The 18,004-nt window shown below is 58.0% G+C and carries 15 protein-coding genes and 1 riboswitch; of the genes, 6 read left to right on the top strand and 9 right to left on the bottom strand.

The window, feature by feature from the left end; translation table 11 throughout:
- The first annotated feature begins 35 nt into the window (after positions 1 to 35).
- Positions 36 to 2,177 (top strand): TonB-dependent siderophore receptor, encoded by a 2,142-nt coding sequence (locus tag UTM25_RS19310; protein ID WP_194401738.1) that lies wholly within the window; start codon positions 36 to 38, stop codon positions 2,175 to 2,177.
- 83 nt (positions 2,178 to 2,260) lie between these two features.
- On the opposite strand, the gene parE is transcribed toward UTM25_RS19310, so the two are convergent.
- The 5 genes from parE to nudF are packed head-to-tail and all read right to left on the bottom strand — an operon-like array spanning position 2,261 to position 6,669.
- Positions 2,261 to 4,153 carry a DNA topoisomerase IV subunit B gene (gene parE, locus UTM25_RS19305; RefSeq protein WP_194401737.1) on the bottom strand — a complete coding sequence of 631 codons (1,893 nt, stop codon included), beginning with the start codon at positions 4,151 to 4,153 and terminating at the stop codon, positions 2,261 to 2,263.
- Positions 4,154 to 4,181: 28 nt separating this feature from the next.
- The gene (yqiA, locus tag UTM25_RS19300) at positions 4,182 to 4,763 is read right to left on the bottom strand and encodes an esterase YqiA (protein ID WP_194401736.1); all 582 of its coding nucleotides are present in this window, start codon (positions 4,761 to 4,763) and stop codon (positions 4,182 to 4,184) included.
- The gene (cpdA, locus tag UTM25_RS19295; protein WP_194401735.1) at positions 4,763 to 5,590 is read right to left on the bottom strand and encodes a 3',5'-cyclic-AMP phosphodiesterase; all 828 of its coding nucleotides are present in this window, start codon (positions 5,588 to 5,590) and stop codon (positions 4,763 to 4,765) included. Before cpdA ends, yqiA begins: the two co-directional genes overlap by 1 nt.
- 27 nt (positions 5,591 to 5,617) lie before the next feature.
- Positions 5,618 to 6,040 (bottom strand): DUF1249 family protein, encoded by a 423-nt coding sequence (locus UTM25_RS19290; protein ID WP_003862516.1) that lies wholly within the window; start codon positions 6,038 to 6,040, stop codon positions 5,618 to 5,620.
- Positions 6,037 to 6,669 carry an ADP-ribose diphosphatase gene (gene nudF / locus UTM25_RS19285; protein ID WP_008502974.1) on the bottom strand — a complete coding sequence of 211 codons (633 nt, stop codon included), beginning with the start codon at positions 6,667 to 6,669 and terminating at the stop codon, positions 6,037 to 6,039. The genes UTM25_RS19290 and nudF overlap by 4 nt, the downstream gene beginning before the upstream one ends.
- 204 nt (positions 6,670 to 6,873) lie before the next feature.
- Here nudF and tolC point away from each other — a divergent pair, with 204 nt between their 5' ends.
- The 3 genes from tolC to UTM25_RS19270 all read left to right on the top strand — a co-directional run bounded on the left by tolC (position 6,874) and on the right by UTM25_RS19270 (position 10,348).
- Positions 6,874 to 8,352, top strand: coding sequence for an outer membrane channel protein TolC (gene tolC / locus UTM25_RS19280; protein WP_032659905.1), 1,479 nt, complete (start codon positions 6,874 to 6,876; stop codon positions 8,350 to 8,352).
- A 164-nt stretch (positions 8,353 to 8,516) separates the two neighbouring features.
- Positions 8,517 to 9,185: a DUF1190 family protein gene (locus tag UTM25_RS19275; protein WP_023309204.1), complete on the top strand. Its 669-nt coding sequence runs from the start codon at positions 8,517 to 8,519 to the stop codon at positions 9,183 to 9,185.
- 2 nt (positions 9,186 to 9,187) lie between these two features.
- Positions 9,188 to 10,348: a glutathionylspermidine synthase family protein gene (locus UTM25_RS19270; protein ID WP_320715200.1), complete on the top strand. Its 1,161-nt coding sequence runs from the start codon at positions 9,188 to 9,190 to the stop codon at positions 10,346 to 10,348.
- Positions 10,349 to 10,440: 92 nt separating this feature from the next.
- Here UTM25_RS19270 and ygiD read toward each other — a convergent pair whose 3' ends face one another.
- A complete protein-coding gene (ygiD, locus tag UTM25_RS19265; RefSeq protein WP_194401733.1) occupies positions 10,441 to 11,229 on the bottom strand; it encodes a 4,5-DOPA dioxygenase extradiol in 789 nt (262 codons plus the stop codon).
- Between the two features lie 196 nt (positions 11,230 to 11,425).
- On the opposite strand from ygiD, the gene zupT reads away from it, so the two are divergent.
- Entirely contained in the window at positions 11,426 to 12,199 is a 774-nt protein-coding gene (gene zupT / locus UTM25_RS19260; RefSeq protein WP_033146665.1) for a zinc transporter ZupT, read from the top strand.
- A gap of 32 nt (positions 12,200 to 12,231) precedes the next feature.
- Here zupT and ribB read toward each other — a convergent pair whose 3' ends face one another.
- A complete protein-coding gene (ribB, locus tag UTM25_RS19255; protein ID WP_023309208.1) occupies positions 12,232 to 12,885 on the bottom strand; it encodes a 3,4-dihydroxy-2-butanone-4-phosphate synthase in 654 nt (217 codons plus the stop codon).
- Between the two features lie 106 nt (positions 12,886 to 12,991).
- A riboswitch (FMN riboswitch) is annotated at positions 12,992 to 13,142 on the bottom strand.
- Positions 13,143 to 13,261: 119 nt separating this feature from the next.
- On the opposite strand from ribB, the gene ubiK reads away from it, so the two are divergent.
- The gene (gene ubiK / locus UTM25_RS19250; protein ID WP_028014454.1) at positions 13,262 to 13,558 is read left to right on the top strand and encodes a ubiquinone biosynthesis accessory factor UbiK; all 297 of its coding nucleotides are present in this window, start codon (positions 13,262 to 13,264) and stop codon (positions 13,556 to 13,558) included.
- A gap of 111 nt (positions 13,559 to 13,669) precedes the next feature.
- Here ubiK and hldE read toward each other — a convergent pair whose 3' ends face one another.
- The gene (gene hldE, locus UTM25_RS19245) at positions 13,670 to 15,100 is read right to left on the bottom strand and encodes a bifunctional D-glycero-beta-D-manno-heptose-7-phosphate kinase/D-glycero-beta-D-manno-heptose 1-phosphate adenylyltransferase HldE (protein ID WP_032642099.1); all 1,431 of its coding nucleotides are present in this window, start codon (positions 15,098 to 15,100) and stop codon (positions 13,670 to 13,672) included.
- 40 nt (positions 15,101 to 15,140) lie between these two features.
- Entirely contained in the window at positions 15,141 to 17,996 is a 2,856-nt protein-coding gene (gene glnE / locus UTM25_RS19240; RefSeq protein WP_194401732.1) for a bifunctional [glutamate--ammonia ligase]-adenylyl-L-tyrosine phosphorylase/[glutamate--ammonia-ligase] adenylyltransferase, read from the bottom strand.
- Between the last annotated feature and the right edge of the window lie 8 nt (positions 17,997 to 18,004).

Here is an 18,004-nt window from a genome sequence, read left to right as displayed (position 1 = left end):
CGTCATTCGCGGGATATTTCGGGATAACAGATGTAATGGCTACGTTCACACCTTCACTCTCTGGGGTAAAAGGGCGCGCGCTCTTTTCACTGCTGTTCATAGCGCCGCTGGTGCAGGCAGCAGATAACACCGCGACTAAAGACGGCGAAACGCTTACCGTCACCGCCGATCCAAATACGACGGCGGAGGCCACGAATGGCTATCAGCCGTTGAATACCTCCACCGCGACGTTAACCAACATGCCGATGCTGGACATCCCGCAGGTGGTCAATACCGTCAGCGACAAAGTGCTGGAGGATCAGCATGCCACCACGCTGGATGAAGCGCTCTATAACGTCAGCAACGTGGTGCAGACCAACACCCTGGGCGGTACGCAGGATGCCTTCGTGCGCCGCGGATTTGGCGCGAACCGCGACGGCTCGATCATGACCAACGGCCTGCGCACCGTGCTGCCGCGCAGCTTTAATGCCGCAACCGAGCGCGTGGAGGTGCTGAAAGGCCCGGCTTCGACGCTTTACGGCATTCTCGATCCGGGTGGCCTGATTAACGTCGTCACCAAACGCCCGGAGAAGGCCTTCGGCGGTTCCCTTTCCGCTACCTCTTCCAGCTTTGGCGGCGGCACCGGACAGATCGATGTTACCGGCCCGATTGACGGCACGCGCCTGGCGTATCGCCTGACGGGCGAATATCAGGACGAGGATTACTGGCGTAATTTCGGCAACGAACGCAGCACCTTTATCGCTCCGTCGCTGACCTGGTTCGGCAACGATGCCACCGTGACCGTGCTCTATTCGCATCGCGACTATAAAACGCCGTTCGATCGCGGAACGATCTTCGATCTCAACACTAAAAAAGCCGTCGACGTCGATCGCAAAACCCGCTTCGACGAACCGTTTAACGTGACCGACGGCCAGTCCGATCTCGCTCAGCTCAACGCGGAGTATCGCCTCAACAGCCAGTGGACCGCGAAGTTCGACTACAGCTACAGCCAGGATAAATACAGCGATAACCAGGCCCGCGTGATGGCCTACGATTCAAAAACCGGCAACCTGACCCGCCGCGTGGATGCGACCCAGGGTTCGACCCAGCGTATGCACACGACGCGCGCGGATCTGCAGGGAAACGTGGACATCGCGGGCTTTTACAATGAGATCCTGACCGGCGTGTCGTATGAGAATTACGATCTACTGCGTACGGACATGATCCGATGTAAGAACGTTAAGGATTTCAATATTTACAACCCGAGCTATGGCAGCCTCGGCAAGTGCACCACCGTCTCGGCATCCGACAGCGATCAGACCATCAAGCAGGAGAGCTACTCCGCCTACGCGCAGGACGCGCTGTACCTGACCGATAAGTGGATCGCCGTCACCGGAATGCGCTATCAGTATTACACCCAGTACGCGGGGAAAGGCCGTCCGTTTAACGTGAACACCGACAGCCGCGACGACCAGTGGACGCCGAAGCTTGGTCTTGTTTATAAGCTCACCCCGGCGGTCTCGCTGTTTGCCAACTATTCCCAGACGTTTATGCCGCAGTCGTCCATTGCGAGCTACATCGGCGACCTGCCGCCGGAAACGTCAAACGCGTATGAAATAGGCGCTAAGTTTGACCTTTTCGACGGCATTAACGCCAATATCGCGCTGTTTGATATCCACAAGCGCAACGTGCTGTACACAGAGAGCGTGGGTGATGAAACCGTCGCCAAAACAGCGGGCCGCGTGCGCTCGCAGGGCGTGGAGGTGGATCTCGCCGGGTCATTGACAGAGAACACCAACATTATCGCCAGCTACGGCTATACCGACGCGAAGGTGCTTGAAGACCCGGACTATGCGGGCAAACCGCTGCCGAACGTGCCGCGCCATACCGGCTCCCTGTTCCTGACCTACGACATTCACAATGCGTTTGCCGGGAATACCCTGACGCTGGGCGGCGGCGGGCACGGCGTAAGCCGTCGCTCAGCAACCAACGGTGCGGATTATTATCTGCCGGGCTATTTCGTGGCGGACGCGTTTGCGGCGTACAAAATGAAGCTACAGTATCCGGTGACGCTGCAGGTGAACGTGAAAAACCTGTTTGATAAGACCTACTACACGTCGTCCATTGCGACCAACAACCTGGGCAACCAGATTGGCGATCCGCGCGAAGTGCAGTTTACGGTGAAGATGGAGTTTTGACGTAAAAAAGCCCGGTGGCGCTAACGCTTACCGGGCCTACGATCCATTCCCTCTCCCTGTGGGAGAGGGTTAGGGTGAGGGCATCAGGCCTCAATATCCGCCATATCACCTTTCTCCTGCAACCAGTTGCGTCGGTCTTCCGAACGTTTCTTGGCAAGGAGCATATCCATCATGGCGTTGGTTTGCTGCTCGTCTTCGTCGCTGATCGTCAGCTGCACCAGACGGCGCGTGTTCGGATCCAGCGTCGTTTCGCGAAGCTGCATCGGGTTCATCTCGCCCAGCCCTTTAAAGCGCTGCACGTTCGGTTTGCCCTTCTTGCGCTTCAGCTGTTCCAGCACGCCCGCTTTCTCTTCTTCCGTCAGCGCGTAGTAAACCTCTTTGCCGAGGTCGATACGGTACAGCGGCGGCAGCGCCACGTGGACGTGACCGTTTTTCACCAGCGTTTTGAAATGCTTCACGAACAGCGCGCACAGCAGCGTGGCGATGTGCAGACCATCGGAGTCCGCATCCGCGAGGATACAGATCTTGCCGTAGCGCAGCTGGCTCAGATCGTCGCTGTCCGGATCGATGCCGATCGCCACCGAGATATCGTGCACTTCCTGCGAGGCCAGCACTTCATCAGAAGAGACCTCCCAGGTGTTCAGGATCTTACCCTTGAGCGGCATGATCGCCTGATATTCACGATCGCGCGCCTGCTTGGCCGATCCACCCGCCGAGTCCCCTTCCACGAGGAACAGCTCGGTACGGTTGAGATCCTGCGCGGTACAGTCCGCCAGCTTGCCCGGCAGCGCAGGGCCGCTGGTCAGCTTTTTACGCACCACTTTCTTCGCGGCACGCAGACGACGCTGGGCGCTGGAAATCGCCATTTCGGCCAGCATCTCTGCCGCCTGAACGTTCTGGTTCAGCCACAGGGTAAACGCATCTTTCACCACGCCGGAGACGAATGCCGCGCACTGACGTGACGACAGACGCTCTTTGGTCTGACCGGCAAACTGCGGATCCTGCATCTTCACGGAGAGCACGTAGGCGCAGCGATCCCAGATATCTTCCGCCGACAGCTTCACGCCGCGCGGCAGAATATTGCGGTATTCGCAGAACTCACGCATCGCGTCCAGCAGCCCCTGACGCAGGCCGTTGACGTGGGTACCGCCGAGCATGGTTGGGATCAGGTTGACGTAGCTTTCCGTCAGCAGCTCCCCGCCTTCCGGCAGCCACAGCAGCGCCCAGTCCACCGCTTCGGTATCGCCGCTAAAGTTACCGACAAACGGTTTTTCCGGCAGCGTCGGCAGGCCGTTTACCGCTTCGCACAGGTAGTCGTTCAGACCATCGGCATAGCACCAGGTTTGTGCGGTATTGTTAACGTGATCGGTAAAGGTGATTTCCACGCCCGGACACAGCACCGCTTTGGCTTTCAGCAGGTGCGTCAGGCGAGAAACGGAAAAACGCGGGCTGTCGAAGAAGCTTTCGTCAGGCCAGAAGTGGACGCTGGTGCCGGTGTTGCGTTTGCCGCACGTGCCGACAACCTGCAGATCCTGCACCTTATCGCCGTTTTCAAACGCGATGTTATAGACCTGACCGTCGCGACGGACGTTCACTTCCACGCGTTTGGACAAGGCGTTCACGACGGAAATGCCCACGCCGTGCAGACCACCGGAGAACTGGTAGTTCTTGTTGGAGAACTTACCGCCCGCGTGCAGACGACAGAGGATCAGCTCAACGGCAGGCACGCCCTCGTCCGGGTGGATATCCACCGGCATGCCGCGCCCGTCGTCGATGACTTCCAGCGACTGATCGGCGTGCAGAATGACGTCAACGCGTTTGGCATGGCCCGCCAGCGCTTCGTCCACACTGTTATCAATAACTTCCTGGCCCAGATGGTTTGGGCGCGTCGTATCGGTGTACATCCCCGGGCGGCGGCGAACCGGCTCAAGCCCGGTAAGGACCTCAATGGCATCAGCGTTATAGGTTTGCGTCATGATTTAAACTAGCAATTCGCATTGATTGTCAGTGGCTGTGCAGTCCAAGAAAATCGACAATCTGGTTGAAATGATTCTCAAAGCCCGTGAAAGCATGGTTTCCGCCCTCTTCTATAGTCTGGCGGCAGGAGGCGTAATACGCCACTGCCTGGCGGTAATCCAGCACTTCATCACCCGTCTGTTGCAGCAGCCAGATGAGATCCGGTGCCTCAAGCGGGTCGACCTGCATAACTTTGAGATCGTAAATATGGCGTGACTCTAGCACATATTGCTGCCCGGTGTAGGGGTTCTCGTTTTCGCCAAGAAAGTCCCGCAGCAGCTCAAATGGCCGTACCGCCGGATTAACCACAACGGCGGGCAGCATGAAGCATTGTGAGAGCCAGGTGGCGTAGTACCCGCCCAGCGATGAACCGACCACACCGAAGGTTTCGCCGCCGTGCGCAAGCACAATAGATTCCAGCATCTCCGCGGCCTCTGCCGGGTAAGGCGGCAGCTGCGGGATAATCATCTCAACGTCGGGGTGATGCTCGCTCAGCCACTGGCGAAACTGTGTCGCTTTTGCGGAGCGCGGCGAGCTGTTGAATCCGTGCAGATAAAGAAGCGTAGACATCAATAGCCTTCTGAAGCGGTATCCGGGCGGAATTTTGCACCGGTCAAACGGCAGACTTCCGTAGTCAGCGTGCCGTCGGTATGCAGTTCCAGCCAGCGCCAGCCCGGCGCGATGGTGTCCAGCGTAAAGTTGGCGCAGTGCGGCTTAAACTGAACGCAGGTCGATGGCGTCGCCAGCATGCGGCGTCCGTTCCAGTCGAGATCCTGTTCCTGGTGAATATGTCCACACAGCAGATTTTTCACCCGCGGGAACTTCGCCAGCACGCGATCCAGCGCCGCGGAGTTGCGCAGGCTGTGCTGATCGAGCCAGCTGCAGCCCGCCGGCAGAGGGTGATGATGCAACAACAGCAGCGTGTGGCGTTCAGGTTCAGCAGCCAGTTTGGTCTCAAGCCAGTCGAGCTGAAACTCGCTTAACTCACCGTGCGGGACGCCAAACACCTGGCTGTCCAGCAGCAGGATCTGCCACTGTTCACCCGCAAAAACACATTTCGCCGGAGAAATCCCCGCATCCTGAAGAGAACTGTACATAGCAGGCTGGAAGTCATGGTTTCCTGGCAGCCAGACGCAAGGCACGCTAAAGCTCGCGATGCCTTCAGCAAAATGCTGGTAGGCCGCGGAGGACTGATCCTGCGCCAGATCGCCCGTTGCGACAATCAGATCGCATGCGCGGTTTTCAGCGTGAATGGCGCTAAGCACCGCCTGATAACTCTCCCAGGTGTTGACCCCCAGTAGCGTCTCATGCTTTTCGGCAAAAAGGTGGGTATCGGTGATTTGTAATATCCTGACTGGCGCCCCACCAGCAACAGTCAGGTTCAACAGGCTTTCCAAATGGTGTCCTTAGGTAGGTTTATGACGCTAACAAACCGGAATCGCCATTGCTCCATGTGCTAAACAATATCTTAGCCAGTCGGCTAAAAACTGGTTAATTTGATGCTTTTCGTCGCGTTGATGCAACTTTTTATTCGGGTAATCATACCGCGCCTTGAAGCGAAAGATCTGCTGGCTTGAACACACTTCAGCGACCATCGCGTCGTGATAGAGGCGAACCGTCATCGACGGCAGGCTCCAGTAGCTAATGCTGGGTGCCGTTTGCTCAATCTCCACCAGCGTAGTGTAGCGCGTTGATTCTGTTATCGTTAACCGATACTGCGCGTTGCTCACCTGATAGCTTACCGTTTCGCCGGGTGCGTCGTTTCGCGGCAGCAGGCGGCGCAACTGTGCGAAATTGGTTTCGCACAGGCGCATCATTTCTGGGAAGTCAGGCGTATAGCGCTTCATTTTTTCCACTCGTTTCGTAATGTCTGATAATGCAGCTGCAGCCATTGCAGGGCGATGACAGACGCTGCGTTGTCGATTTTCCCCTCTTCTACCCACTGATAAGCCTGTTCCCGGCTCACCACATGAACCCGAATATCTTCGTTTTCATCTGCCAGACCGTGGATCCCTTCCGCCGTCGTGGCGTCCACTTCGCCCACCATAATGGACAAGCGCTCGCTGGTACCGCCCGGGCTTGCCAGATAGCTCAGCACCGGCTTGGTGCGACCCACCACCAGTCCGGCCTCTTCCAGCGCCTCGCGCCGGGCGACGTCTTCAACCGTCTCACCTTCTTCGATCATCCCGGCCACCATCTCCAGCAGCCACGGGCTCTCACTGACGTCATAAGCGGCGATGCGGATCTGCTCCACCAGCACAACTTCGTCACGCACTGGGTCAAAGGGTAGCAAGACTGCCGCATGCCCGCGCTCAAAAATTTCGCGTCTGATTTCGCCGCTCATTTCCCCGTTAAACAGGCGATGCCTGAAACGGTAAAGATCCATTGAAAAAAAACCGCTATAAAGCGTTTCTCGTGCAATAATTTCTACATCGTTTTTGGCGAATGTCACGGGCAACTTTTCTGGTTTTTGCATGAGTCGAGTCCTGGTAGCAATGGTGATGAAATTGTGAATTTCAAGGCTGTTTGGCTGCCGTTTGTAAGGCTATATGGTAGATTGGTGCAAATTACCGCCAGATGGCACGTTACGCCAACCTTTTGGTATGGAAGATTCTGTTAGAATCGGCAATTATTTTTTAATTAGATCAGCGCTAATACTGCTTCACAACAAGGAATGCAAATGAAGAAATTGCTCCCCATCCTTATCGGCCTGAGCCTGACGGGCTTCAGTGCAATGAGCCAGGCGGAAAACCTGTTACAGGTCTACCAGCAGGCACGTCTGGGCAACCCTGATTTACGTAAATCAGCGGCCGATCGTGATGCTGCGTTTGAAAAGATTAACGAAGCGCGTAGCCCCTTGCTGCCACAGTTAGGTTTAGGTGCAGATTATACCTACAGCAACGGTTTCCGCGACGCTAACGGCGTAAACTCCAATGCTACCAGCGCCTCACTGCAATTGACACAGACGCTGTTTGATATGTCCAAATGGCGCGCCCTGACCCTGCAGGAAAAGAGTGCGGGTATTCAGGATGTGACCTATCAGACCGACCAGCAGACGCTGATCCTGAACACGGCCACGGCGTACTTCAACGTGCTGAGCGCGATTGACGCACTCTCCTACACCGAAGCGCAGAAACAGGCGATTTACCGCCAGTTAGATCAAACCACCCAGCGTTTCAACGTGGGCCTGGTCGCGATCACCGACGTGCAGAACGCCCGTTCACAGTACGACACCGTGCTGGCTAACGAAGTGACCGCGCGTAACAACCTCGATAACGCGCTGGAATCCCTGCGTCAGGTCACCGGGAATTACTATCCTGAGCTGGCGTCGCTGAACGTGGACAGCTTCAAAACGGATAAACCACAGGCCGTTAACGCCCTGCTGAAAGAGGCGGAAAACCGCAACCTGAGTTTGCTGCAGGCGCGTCTGAGCCAGGACCTGGCCCGCGAGCAAATTCGTCAGGCGCAGGACGGCCATCTGCCAACCCTGAGCCTGAGCGCGTCTACCGGTGTCTCTGATACGACCTACAGCGGCTCTAAAACCAATACGTCCCAGTATGACGACAGCAATATGGGTCAGAACAAAGTGGGTCTGAGCTTCTCCCTGCCGCTGTACCAGGGCGGCCAGGTCAACTCCCAGGTCAAACAGGCGCAGTACAACTTTGTTGGCGCGAGCGAGCAGCTGGAAAGCGCCCACCGCAACGTGGTGCAGACCGTACGTTCCTCCTTTAACAACGTGAACGCCTCGATCAGCAGCATCAACGCCTATAAACAGGCCGTTGTGTCTGCACAGAGCTCTCTGGACGCGATGGAAGCGGGCTACTCGGTCGGTACACGTACTATCGTTGACGTGCTCGACGCGACCACCACGCTGTACAACGCGAAACAGCAGCTCTCAAGCGCGCGTTACCAGTACCTGATTAACCAGCTGAACATCAAACAGGCTCTGGGTACGCTGAACGAGCAAGATCTGCAGATGCTGAACAGCGCGCTGGGCAAACCGGTCTCCACCTCTCCGGACAGCGTTGCACCGGAGAATCCGGAGCAGGTTGCCGCGGTTGATAACTTCAACGCTAACAGCAACACCCCTGCGGCACAGCCGGCCGCTGCGCGTACCACTACATCCGCCAGCAAAGGCAATAATCCGTTCCGTAACTAAGAGTGTCATCAGGCCGCCCTCTCCCACAGGGAGAGGGCGCATCTGAATCACATCCGAACGTAAGCCAACGTAAAGATCCCCCTGATTCCGCCCCTCTTCGCTTCATTTTCAACCACTCATCCTCTATCCTGAGCGTTATTACCACTGGGTCCTGGAAGACAAAGATGAAACGGACAAAATCCATAAATCACGCTTCGTTCCGTAAGAGCTGGAACGCGCGTCACCTCACCCCTGTTGCGCTGGCGGTCACGGCTGTCTTTATGCTGGCAGGCTGTGAGAAAAATGACGAAACGGTTTCGCTGTATCAAAACGCAGATGACTGCTCCGCCGCAACCGGCAAAGCCGCTGAATGTAAAACGGCTTACACCAGCGCGCTGAAAGAAGCGGAACGCACCGCGCCGAAATATGCCTCACGCGAAGACTGCGTGGCGGAGTTTGGTGAAGGTCAGTGCCAGCAGGCACCGGCTCAGGCAGGCACCGCACCTGAAAATCAGGCGCAGGCGCAGTCCAGCGGCAGCTTCTGGATGCCGCTGATGGCAGGCTACATGATGGGTCGCCTGATGGGCGGCGGTGCGGGCTACCAGCAGCAGCCGCTGTTTAGCTCGAAAAACCCGGCCAGCCCGGCTTACGGTCAATATACCGATGCCAGCGGCAAAGGCTACGGCGCAGCGACCCCAGGCCGCACAGTGACCGTACCGAAAACGGCGATGGCGCCGAAGCCTGCGACGACCAGCACCATCACCCGCGGCGGGTTTGGTGAATCTGTGGCGAAGCAGACCAGCATGCAGCGTAGTGCGACAGGCACCTCCTCTACTCGCTCAATGGGCGGCTGATCATGGAACGAGTCAGTATCACCGAGCGCCCGGACTGGCGCGAAAAAGCCACAGAGTACGGTTTTAACTTCCACACCATGTACGGCGAGCCGTACTGGTGTGAAGACGCCTATTACAGGCTCACGCTGGCCCAGGTGGAAAAATTAGAAGAGGTGACGGCCGAGCTGCACCAGATGTGCCTGAAGGTCGTGGAAAAGGTCATCGACAGCGACGAGCTGATGGCAAAGTTCCGCATTCCGAAGCACACCTGGGGCTTTGTGCGCCAGTCGTGGAAAACGAATCAACCTTCGCTTTACTCTCGCCTGGATCTGGCGTGGGACGGCAAAGGCGAGCCTAAGCTGCTGGAAAACAACGCCGATACGCCAACCTCTCTGTATGAAGCGGCGTTCTTCCAGTGGATCTGGCTGGAAGACCAGGCCAATGCCGGAAACCTGCCGGAAGGCAGCGACCAGTTTAACAGCCTGCAGGAAAAGCTGATTGAGCGTTTTGCCGAGCTGCGCGAACAGCATGGCTTTAACCTGCTCCATCTCGCCTGCTGCCGCGACACGGAAGAAGACCGTGGCACGGTTCAGTATCTGCAGGACTGCGCCGCCGAAGCGGAAGTGGCGACCGAGTTCCTCTATATCGAGGATATCGGCCTGGGTGAAAAAGGTCAGTTTACGGATATGCAGGACCAGGTGATCAGCAACCTGTTCAAGCTCTACCCGTGGGAATACATGCTGCGCGAGATGTTTTCCACCAAGCTGGAAGATTCTGCCGTGCGCTGGCTGGAGCCGGCCTGGAAGAGCATCATCTCTAACAAAGCCCTGCTGCCGATGCTCTGGGAGATGTTCCCGAACCACCCGAACCTGCTGCCAGCCTATTTTGCGGAAGATGATTACCCGCAAATGGAGAAATACGTCGTTAAGCCGATCTTCTCCCGCGAAGGAGCAAACGTCTCGATTATCGAAAACGGCAAGACGCTGGAAGCGGTTGAAGGGCCATACGGCGAAGAGGGGATGATCGTCCAGGAGTTCTGGCAACTGCCGAAATTTGGCGACAGCTATACCCTGATTGGCAGCTGGCTCATTAACGATCTGCCGGCCGGGATTGGCATTCGCGAAGATCGCGCACTGATCACGCAGGATCTTTCACGCTTTTATCCGCACATTTTTGTCGAATAGGCCGCAGCCTGATGCCCTCACCCCGCCCCTCTCCCACAGGGAGAGGGTGCAAACACTAAAAACGGCAACCTGAGGTTGCCGTTTTGCTTTTATTATCCCACCTGCACCGACAGCATACTCAGACTCCCCATCTCGATACCGTCGACCGGGATCGTCACCGGCTCCTGACCATCCCACGCGCCAAGAACGTACAGCAGCGGCAGGAAGTGTTCCGGCGTCGGGTTAGAGAGCGAACCGCCTTCGTGATCCAGATAGTTCACCAGCGGATGCTCCTCAGCCGGGCCTTGCCAGGTCAGGTTCGCTTTGACGTAGTCGTTAAAAGAGGTTGCCCACGGGTACGGCGTGTTCTCACCGTGCCAGCGTGCGGTACGCAGGTTATGCACCACGTTGCCGCTCGCCACCAGCATGATGCCTTCATCACGCAGGGTTGCCAGCTTACACCCCATCTCAAGATGCCAGGCCGCAGGTTTAGTGCTGTCGATGCTCAACTGCACCATCGGGATATCCGCGTCAGGATACATTTTAATCAGCACGCCCCAGGAGCCATGGTCAAAGCCCCAGGCTTCTTTATCCAGCGTCACAGGGACAGGTGCCAGCAACTCTACCAGCTTTTGCGCCAGCTCAGGCGAGCCGGGGGCCGGATAATGCGTGTCGTACAGCGCCTGCGGGAAGCCGCCAAAATCATGAATGGTTTTTGGCGCTTCCATGGCGGTCACGCCTGTCCCACGGGTAAACCAGTGCGCAGACACCACCACGATCGCTTTCGGCCGCGGCAGCGTCCCGCCCAGGTGACGCCAGGCGCGGGTATAGACGTTCTCCTCCAGAACGTTCATAGGGCTACCGTGGCCTAAAAACAGGGCTGGCATACGGGAAGAAGTCATGGTGATATCCTTACAGAAGGTGTCAATTTAATGGTGCTACATTACGCGCAATCCGGCAAAGATGAACGCAGATAAGCGTGAAGATCATCATCAGGAAATTTGAATGTAAGGAATGTGTAAAGCCGGGTTTTCACCCTCGCTTTGCCAGAAATGAATCATTTATATTAATGAGAATGATTATCATAAGGAGCAATGCATGTCAGTCCCCCTGATCCTGACCATACTGGCGGGCGCCGCGACCTTCATCGGTGCGCTCCTCGGCGTGCTCGGCCAAAAGCCCTCTAACCGCGTGCTGGCCTTTTCACTGGGTTTTGCTGCCGGGATCATGCTGCTCATCTCCCTGATGGAGATGCTGCCTGCCGCGTTGGGCACCGAAGGCATGTCTCCGCTGCTGGGCTACGGCATGTTTGTCTTTGGCCTGCTGGGATACTTTGCCCTCGATCGGATGCTACCACACGCGCATCCGCAGGATTTAATGCAGAAAAACGTGACGCCCATGCCGCGCAATATCAAGCGTACCGCCGTGCTGTTAACGCTTGGCATCAGCCTGCACAACTTCCCGGAAGGGGTCGCTACCTACGTGACGGCCAGCAGCAATCTTGAGATGGGCTTTGGCATCGCGCTGGCGGTCGCCTTACACAATATTCCTGAAGGACTGGCCGTCGCCGGACCCGTGTATGCCGCAACGGGATCGAAACGCACCGCGGTGTTCTGGGCGGGCATTTCCGGGATGGCCGAAATCCTTGGCGGCGTACTGGCCTGGCTGATCCTTGGTAGCCTGGTCTCTCCGGTAGTGATGGCGGCGATTATGGCCGCGGTAGCCGGGATCATGGTTGCGCTTTCGGTGGATGAACTGATGCCGCTGGCGAAGGAGATCGATCCTAACAACAACCCCAGCTATGGCGTGCTGTGCGGAATGTCGGTGATGGGATTAAGTCTGGTTCTGCTGCAGACTGCAGGAATCGGGTAAAAAAACGCCGGGACTTCCCGGCGTTTTTATTTTCAGCTGGCTTTGCGCTCGTGCGCCTGGCGATACTCAACCAGATCTTCAATCGTGACCACCGGCATGTTGTGCAGGCGGGCAAAGGTGATGCACTCCGGCGCGCGCGCCATGGTGCCATCATCGTTGGTCAGTTCGCACAGCACGCCAGCAGGTTTGAAGCCAGCCAGCGTCACCAGGTCGATCGTCGCTTCGGTGTGACCACCGCGGGTCAACACGCCGCCCGCCTGCGCACGCAGTGGGAAGACGTGGCCAGGACGGTGCAGATCGGATGGTTTCGCACCATCAGCAATCGCTGCACGTACGGTGGTCAGACGGTCAGCCGCAGACACACCGGTGGTCACGCCATGCGCCGCTTCAATGGTCACGGTAAAACCGGTACCAAAGGCGCTGGTGTTGTTTTCGACCATCATCGGCAGATCGAGCTGCTTACGACGATCTTCATTAATACACAGGCATACGATGCCGCTGCCGTGACGGATGGTCAGCGCCATCTGTTCAACCGTCATGTTTTCGGCGGCGAAAATCATGTCGCCTTCGTTTTCACGGTTTTCATCGTCAAGCACCATCACACCGCGGCCTTCGCGCAGTGCATCCAGTGCATGTTCAACACGTTGAGTTGAAGTGCCAAAAGAGGAAAGTAGCGTCTGATTCATGGTAAAAAAACCTCATTAACATTATGGTTACCAGAATCAGGGCAGTCTTAGGAGCGCCGTATAAGCGGCAAAAAGATAACGTGAGCGGGCCCATGCCCGACTTGATCGTTACTCTCTCCCATCCGGACTCTAACCGTCGGCCCCGGAATTACACCGGATCTGCTGACCTTTGAGTATTCACCCAAAGCGCTCGCGGGCTTTCAGCGTCACGCTGATTTACCGCCGGTGGGGAATTTCGCCCCGCCCTGAGAATAAGCGAGATAACTATAACGCTATTGATTATCCTGGGCAATGCATAAGCATCAAACAATTTTGTTTACCCCGGGCATGACGCGCTACAATGGACACTAACACTTTTCCATCAAGGGAAACGCCAATGATTGACCCGAAAAAAATTGAGCAGATCGCGCGTCAGGTTCATGAATCTATGCCAAAAGGCATTCGTGAATTTGGTGATGACGTAGAAAAGAAAATCCGCCAGACGCTGCAGGCGCAGTTGGTTCGCCTTGATTTAGTCAGCCGCGAAGAGTTCGACGTGCAGACCCAGGTTCTGCTGCGCACACGTGAGAAGCTGGCGCTGCTGGAACAGCGACTGAGCGAGCTGGAAAACCGCAATGCGCCGGAAGAAGTGAAGCCGGCACCGGCTATTCCACCGGTGGACGACCAGGAATAAGTGCGGGTTGTATCGCCCGGTGGCGCTTCGCTTACCGGGCCTACATGAACGCGTAGGTCGGGTAAGCGAAGCGCCACCCGACATGAAAAACGGGCCAACTGGCCCGTTTTTTTACTGACTGTCCTTCTGGATCTTCTTGATGATGTTGGTGGTTGAGCACCCGTCCTCAAAGTTGAGCACCATCACCTCGCCGCCGTTCGCCCAGACCTCTTCGCTACCCGCGATTTGCTCCGGCTTGTAATCCCCACCTTTTACCAGCAGGTCCGGCAGAATACCGGCAATCAGGCGCTGCGGGGTATCTTCTTCAAACGACACAACCCAGTCCACGGCTTCCAGCGCGCCGAGCACAATCATGCGCTGCTCGAGAGGGTTCACCGGACGCGTTTCCCCCTTCAGGCGTTTCGTCGATGCATCGCTGTTAACCGCCACAATCAGGCGATCGCCCAGCTTGCGCGCGTTCGCCAGATACGAAACGTGGCCCGCGTGCAGAATGTCGAACACGCCGTTGGTCATCACCACTTTTTCACCACGCTTGCGCGCGGCGGCGACGGCTACCTTCAGCTCGTCTTCGGTCATGACGCCAAAACCGGTATCCGCACGACCGCGCACCGCGTTTTCCAGCTCGATTGGCGAAACGGTTGAGGTCCCGAGCTTACCGACAACCACGCCAGCCGCGGCGTTAGCGAAGTAGCAGGCCTCTTCCAGCGAGTTTCCTGCTGCCAGCGTCGCCGCCAGCACGCCGATCACCGTATCACCGGCACCGGTCACGTCGTACACTTCCTGCGCCTGGGTTGGCATATGCAGCGGTGCTTTGCCCGGCTGCAGCAGCGTCATCCCCTGCTCGGAGCGGGTGACCAGCAGCGCGGACAGCTCGAAATCGGCAATGATCTTCATGCCGCGCTCAACCAGTTCTTCCTCGGTTTTGCATTTGCCCGCCACCGCTTCAAACTCGGAGAGGTTTGGCGTTAGCAGGGTTGCGCCGCGATAGCGCTCAAAATCGGTCCCTTTCGGGTCGATCAGCACCGGCACGTTGGCTTTACGCGCCAGTTGAATCATCGTCTGCACGCTCGCCAGCGCGCCTTTGGCATAGTCGGACAGCACCAGCGCGCCGATATTGCCCAGCGCCTGGTTGATACGCTCGTGCAGCGGCTCGGGATCAACGCCTTCGAACCCTTCTTCAAAGTCGAGGCGGATCAGCTGCTGGTTGCGCGACAGCACGCGCAGCTTGGTGATGGTCGGGTGGGTCGGAACAGAGACGAAGTCGCACTTCACGTTCACGTCCGCCAGCGACTTGCTCAGCGCGCGCGCCGCATCGTCGATGCCGGTCAGGCCCACCAGACGCGACTGCGCGCCCAGAGAGGCAATGTTCATCGCCACGTTTGCCGCGCCGCCGGGACGCTCTTCAATGGTGTCGACCTTAACCACCGGTACCGGTGCTTCCGGAGAGATGCGGCTGGTAGGCCCATACCAGTAGCGATCCAGCATCACATCCCCAACAACCATTACCCCAGCACGTTCAAACTCTGGCAGTGTTACTTTCATTCCTGACTCCAGAAAGATTCACAATTTGCGCGCGATAATATCACACTTGATTTGTTACGCACGGTTCCACCAGCCACTTCTGCCAGCTGGCCGTTACCTGAGCACGTTCATGAGCAAAACAGTCCAGCGCCACGTGCCCCGGCTGCTCCTGCAGCGCCAGGTGATGAAGCTCATCGCGAAGCGTCGTGTAGGCGCGGGTTAAGGCCTGCGCCTCCTGCTCGTCCATGATGTCGTTTTGCGCCAGCAGCTCCAGAATGCGCACGTTATCGGACCAGCGCGTCAGCTTCGGCTTGTCGTGGGCGTGCAGCAGCACCAGATACTGGGTAATGAACTCAATATCGGTAATCCCGCCCTCGTCGGCTTTAATATCAAAGCGATCGCGGTGTTTATTGCCGAGATGCGCGCGCATTTTCTCGCGCATTTCGCGCACTTCCGTTTGCAGCGTGCTGCCATCACGCACGGTGGTCATAACCTCCTTACGGATGACGTCAAACTGCGTTTTGAGCTGCGGATCGCCATACACCACGCGAGCGCGCACCAGCGCCTGATGCTCCCACGTCCAGGCTTCATTCTTCTGGTAATCGGCGAAGGACTCCGTCGAGGTCACCAGCATGCCCGCCGCGCCGGACGGACGCAGACGGGCATCCACTTCATACAAAATGCCCGACGAGGTGCGGGTGCTGAACAGGTGCATGATGCGCTGCGCCAGGCGCAGATAGAACTGGCGCCCGTCAATCTCACGCTCGCCGTCGGTCATTACGTCAACCGGGCAGTCGTGCAGGAAGATTAAATCCAGATCGGAGCTATAGCCCAGCTCCCAGCCGCCAAGCTTGCCGTACCCCACGACCGCGAATCCGCGTCCTTCACGTTCGGCCAGGTGTTTCGGCTGGCCGTAGCGCGCCACCATCTGCACCCACGCCTGATGGACCACCGCGTCGATGATCGCCTCCGCGAGCCAGGTTAAGTGATCGCTCACTTTCATCACCGGCAACGTTCCAGCGATGTCCGCCGCCGCCACGCGCAGCATCTGAGCCTGCTTAAACTGGCGCAGCGCCTCCAGCTGCTGCTCTTCGTCCTCTTCCGGCACGCGCAGCAGATACTGACGCAGCTCGTCCCGGTAAGCATCCGTCGCCGTGGGCTGATACAGCGTGTTCGGATCGAGCAGCTCATCCAGCAGCAGCGGGTAACGCGCCAGCTTGTTGGCCACCATCGGCGACGCGGCGCAGAGCGTAATCAGGTGCTTCAGCGCCCCCGGAAACTCGCTCAGGAGCTCCAGATAGGTGGTACGCGTGATAATCCCGCTCAGCAGCGGCATCATGCGCGACAGCGGCACCGGCGCGTCCGCCCGCGAGCAGACCTCGCTCAGCAGGTGCGGCATCAGGTGATCCAGCACCTGACGGCCGCGCGGGCCGATGGCGCGTTTGTTCAGCTCAAGACGGAAATCAGCGATCAGCGCCACCACGCGATGGCGCGCGTCGTCGGTTAAGTGCGTCAGCACCGGCGTGGTGTCATCTTCCTGGAGCGCGTCCTGCCACAGCTCGCGCCAGTGCTCGGAAAGGGCATCGTCCTGCGATTCACTTTCGTCGTCACCGATCAGCTCGTTAAAGATGCGGCGCACGCCTGCCATATGGGCATCCAGCCGTTCGGTCAACGCTGACCAGTCGTCCACGCGCATGCCCCAGGCCAGGCGCGCCCGGTTAAGGTCATCGCCCGGCAGGGTCTGGGTCTGTTCGTCATTGATACTTTGCAGCAGGTTTTCCAGACGACGCAGGAAAAGATAGGCCTCGCGCAGGGTTTGCGCGTCGCCGTCCGGCAGCAGGTGCAGCTGCTCGATGGCGCTCAGCGTCGGCAGCAGCGAGCGGGACTGCAGCGAAGGCTCACGGCCACCGCGAATAAGCTGGAAGACCTGAACGATAAATTCGATTTCGCGAATACCGCCCGCGCCGAGCTTGATGTTGTCCTTCAGACCACGACGGCGCACCTCACGGGCGATCATCCCTTTCATATTTCGCAGGGACTGGATCACGCTGAAGTCGATGTAGCGGCGGAACACGAACGGGCGCAGCATGGCGCGCAGCTCGTTGGCGTAAGCGTCGTCGCTGTCGCCCATGATCCGCGCTTTAACCATCGCATAGCGCTCCCAGTCGCGCCCCTGCTCCTGGTAGTAATCTTCCAGCGCGGCAAAGCTCAGCACCAGCGGTCCGCTGTCGCCAAACGGGCGCAGGCGCATGTCCACGCGGTAAACAAAACCGTCCTGCGTCGGCTGATCCAGCGCCTTAATCAGACGCTGGCCGAGACGGGTAAAGAACTGGGCGTTGTCCAGCTCGCGACGGCCGCCGCGCGTGGAGCCGTTCTCGGGCCACGCAAAAATCAGGTCGATATCGGAGGAGAAGTTCAGCTCGCAGCCGCCCAGCTTGCCCATCCCCAGAATCAGCAGCGGCTGAGGACCCCCTTCCTCGCTGCACGGCGTGCCCCACTCTTTACAGCAGGCGGCGTAGAGCCAGTCGCGCGCGGCGACAATCAGCGTTTGCGCCAGCTCGCTTAGCTGCTGCAGCGTGCTCTCTTCGCTCACCAGCTCCAGCGCCTGAGCCCAGGCAATGCGCACCATCACCCGACGGCGGAACTGGCGAAGGACGCGCATCAGCGTCGCTTCATCCGCAACGTCTTCGAGCGCAGCTTGCAGCCAGCCGGCATAATGCCGCCACTCGTCCGCCTGCGGCTGCGCGTTCTCAAGCTCCGCCAGCCAGTCCGGGTTGGCGGTGATGCTTTCCTGCACAAAATCACTGAAGGCGAGCACGCTCTTCGCCTGCTCGCTTAACGATGACGCCGGTAATGACTCAGGCAGACGTTCGCAAACGGTCTGCCACTGCTGCTGTAACGGTGAAGAAAGCGGCATTATAGGGG

The sequence above is a fragment of the Enterobacter sp. 61D5 genome, assembly GCF_034107965.1.
GTDB lineage: Bacteria > Pseudomonadota > Gammaproteobacteria > Enterobacterales > Enterobacteriaceae > Enterobacter > Enterobacter cloacae_M.
The sequence above is the reverse complement of the archived record's forward strand: the minus strand, read 5'-3'. Positions and strand labels throughout refer to the sequence as shown.

What these genes read in the sequence shown, in the direction of transcription:
- UTM25_RS19310 (WP_194401738.1), top strand. Translation starts at nt 36, where the DNA reads ATGGCTACGTTCACACCTTCACTCTCTGGGGTAAAAGGGCGCGCGCTC.
- parE (WP_194401737.1), bottom strand. Translation starts at nt 4,153, where the DNA reads ATGACGCAAACCTATAACGCTGATGCCATTGAGGTCCTTACCGGGCTT.
- yqiA (WP_194401736.1), bottom strand. Translation starts at nt 4,763, where the DNA reads ATGTCTACGCTTCTTTATCTGCACGGATTCAACAGCTCGCCGCGCTCC.
- UTM25_RS19290 (WP_003862516.1), bottom strand. Translation starts at nt 6,040, where the DNA reads ATGAAGCGCTATACGCCTGACTTCCCAGAAATGATGCGCCTGTGCGAA.
- nudF (WP_008502974.1), bottom strand. Translation starts at nt 6,669, where the DNA reads ATGCAAAAACCAGAAAAGTTGCCCGTGACATTCGCCAAAAACGATGTA.
- tolC (WP_032659905.1), top strand. Translation starts at nt 6,874, where the DNA reads ATGAAGAAATTGCTCCCCATCCTTATCGGCCTGAGCCTGACGGGCTTC.
- UTM25_RS19275 (WP_023309204.1), top strand. Translation starts at nt 8,517, where the DNA reads ATGAAACGGACAAAATCCATAAATCACGCTTCGTTCCGTAAGAGCTGG.
- UTM25_RS19270 (WP_320715200.1), top strand. Translation starts at nt 9,188, where the DNA reads ATGGAACGAGTCAGTATCACCGAGCGCCCGGACTGGCGCGAAAAAGCC.
- ygiD (WP_194401733.1), bottom strand. Translation starts at nt 11,229, where the DNA reads ATGACTTCTTCCCGTATGCCAGCCCTGTTTTTAGGCCACGGTAGCCCT.
- zupT (WP_033146665.1), top strand. Translation starts at nt 11,426, where the DNA reads ATGTCAGTCCCCCTGATCCTGACCATACTGGCGGGCGCCGCGACCTTC.
- ribB (WP_023309208.1), bottom strand. Translation starts at nt 12,885, where the DNA reads ATGAATCAGACGCTACTTTCCTCTTTTGGCACTTCAACTCAACGTGTT.
- ubiK (WP_028014454.1), top strand. Translation starts at nt 13,262, where the DNA reads ATGATTGACCCGAAAAAAATTGAGCAGATCGCGCGTCAGGTTCATGAA.
- hldE (WP_032642099.1), bottom strand. Translation starts at nt 15,100, where the DNA reads ATGAAAGTAACACTGCCAGAGTTTGAACGTGCTGGGGTAATGGTTGTT.
- glnE (WP_194401732.1), bottom strand. Translation starts at nt 17,996, where the DNA reads ATGCCGCTTTCTTCACCGTTACAGCAGCAGTGGCAGACCGTTTGCGAA.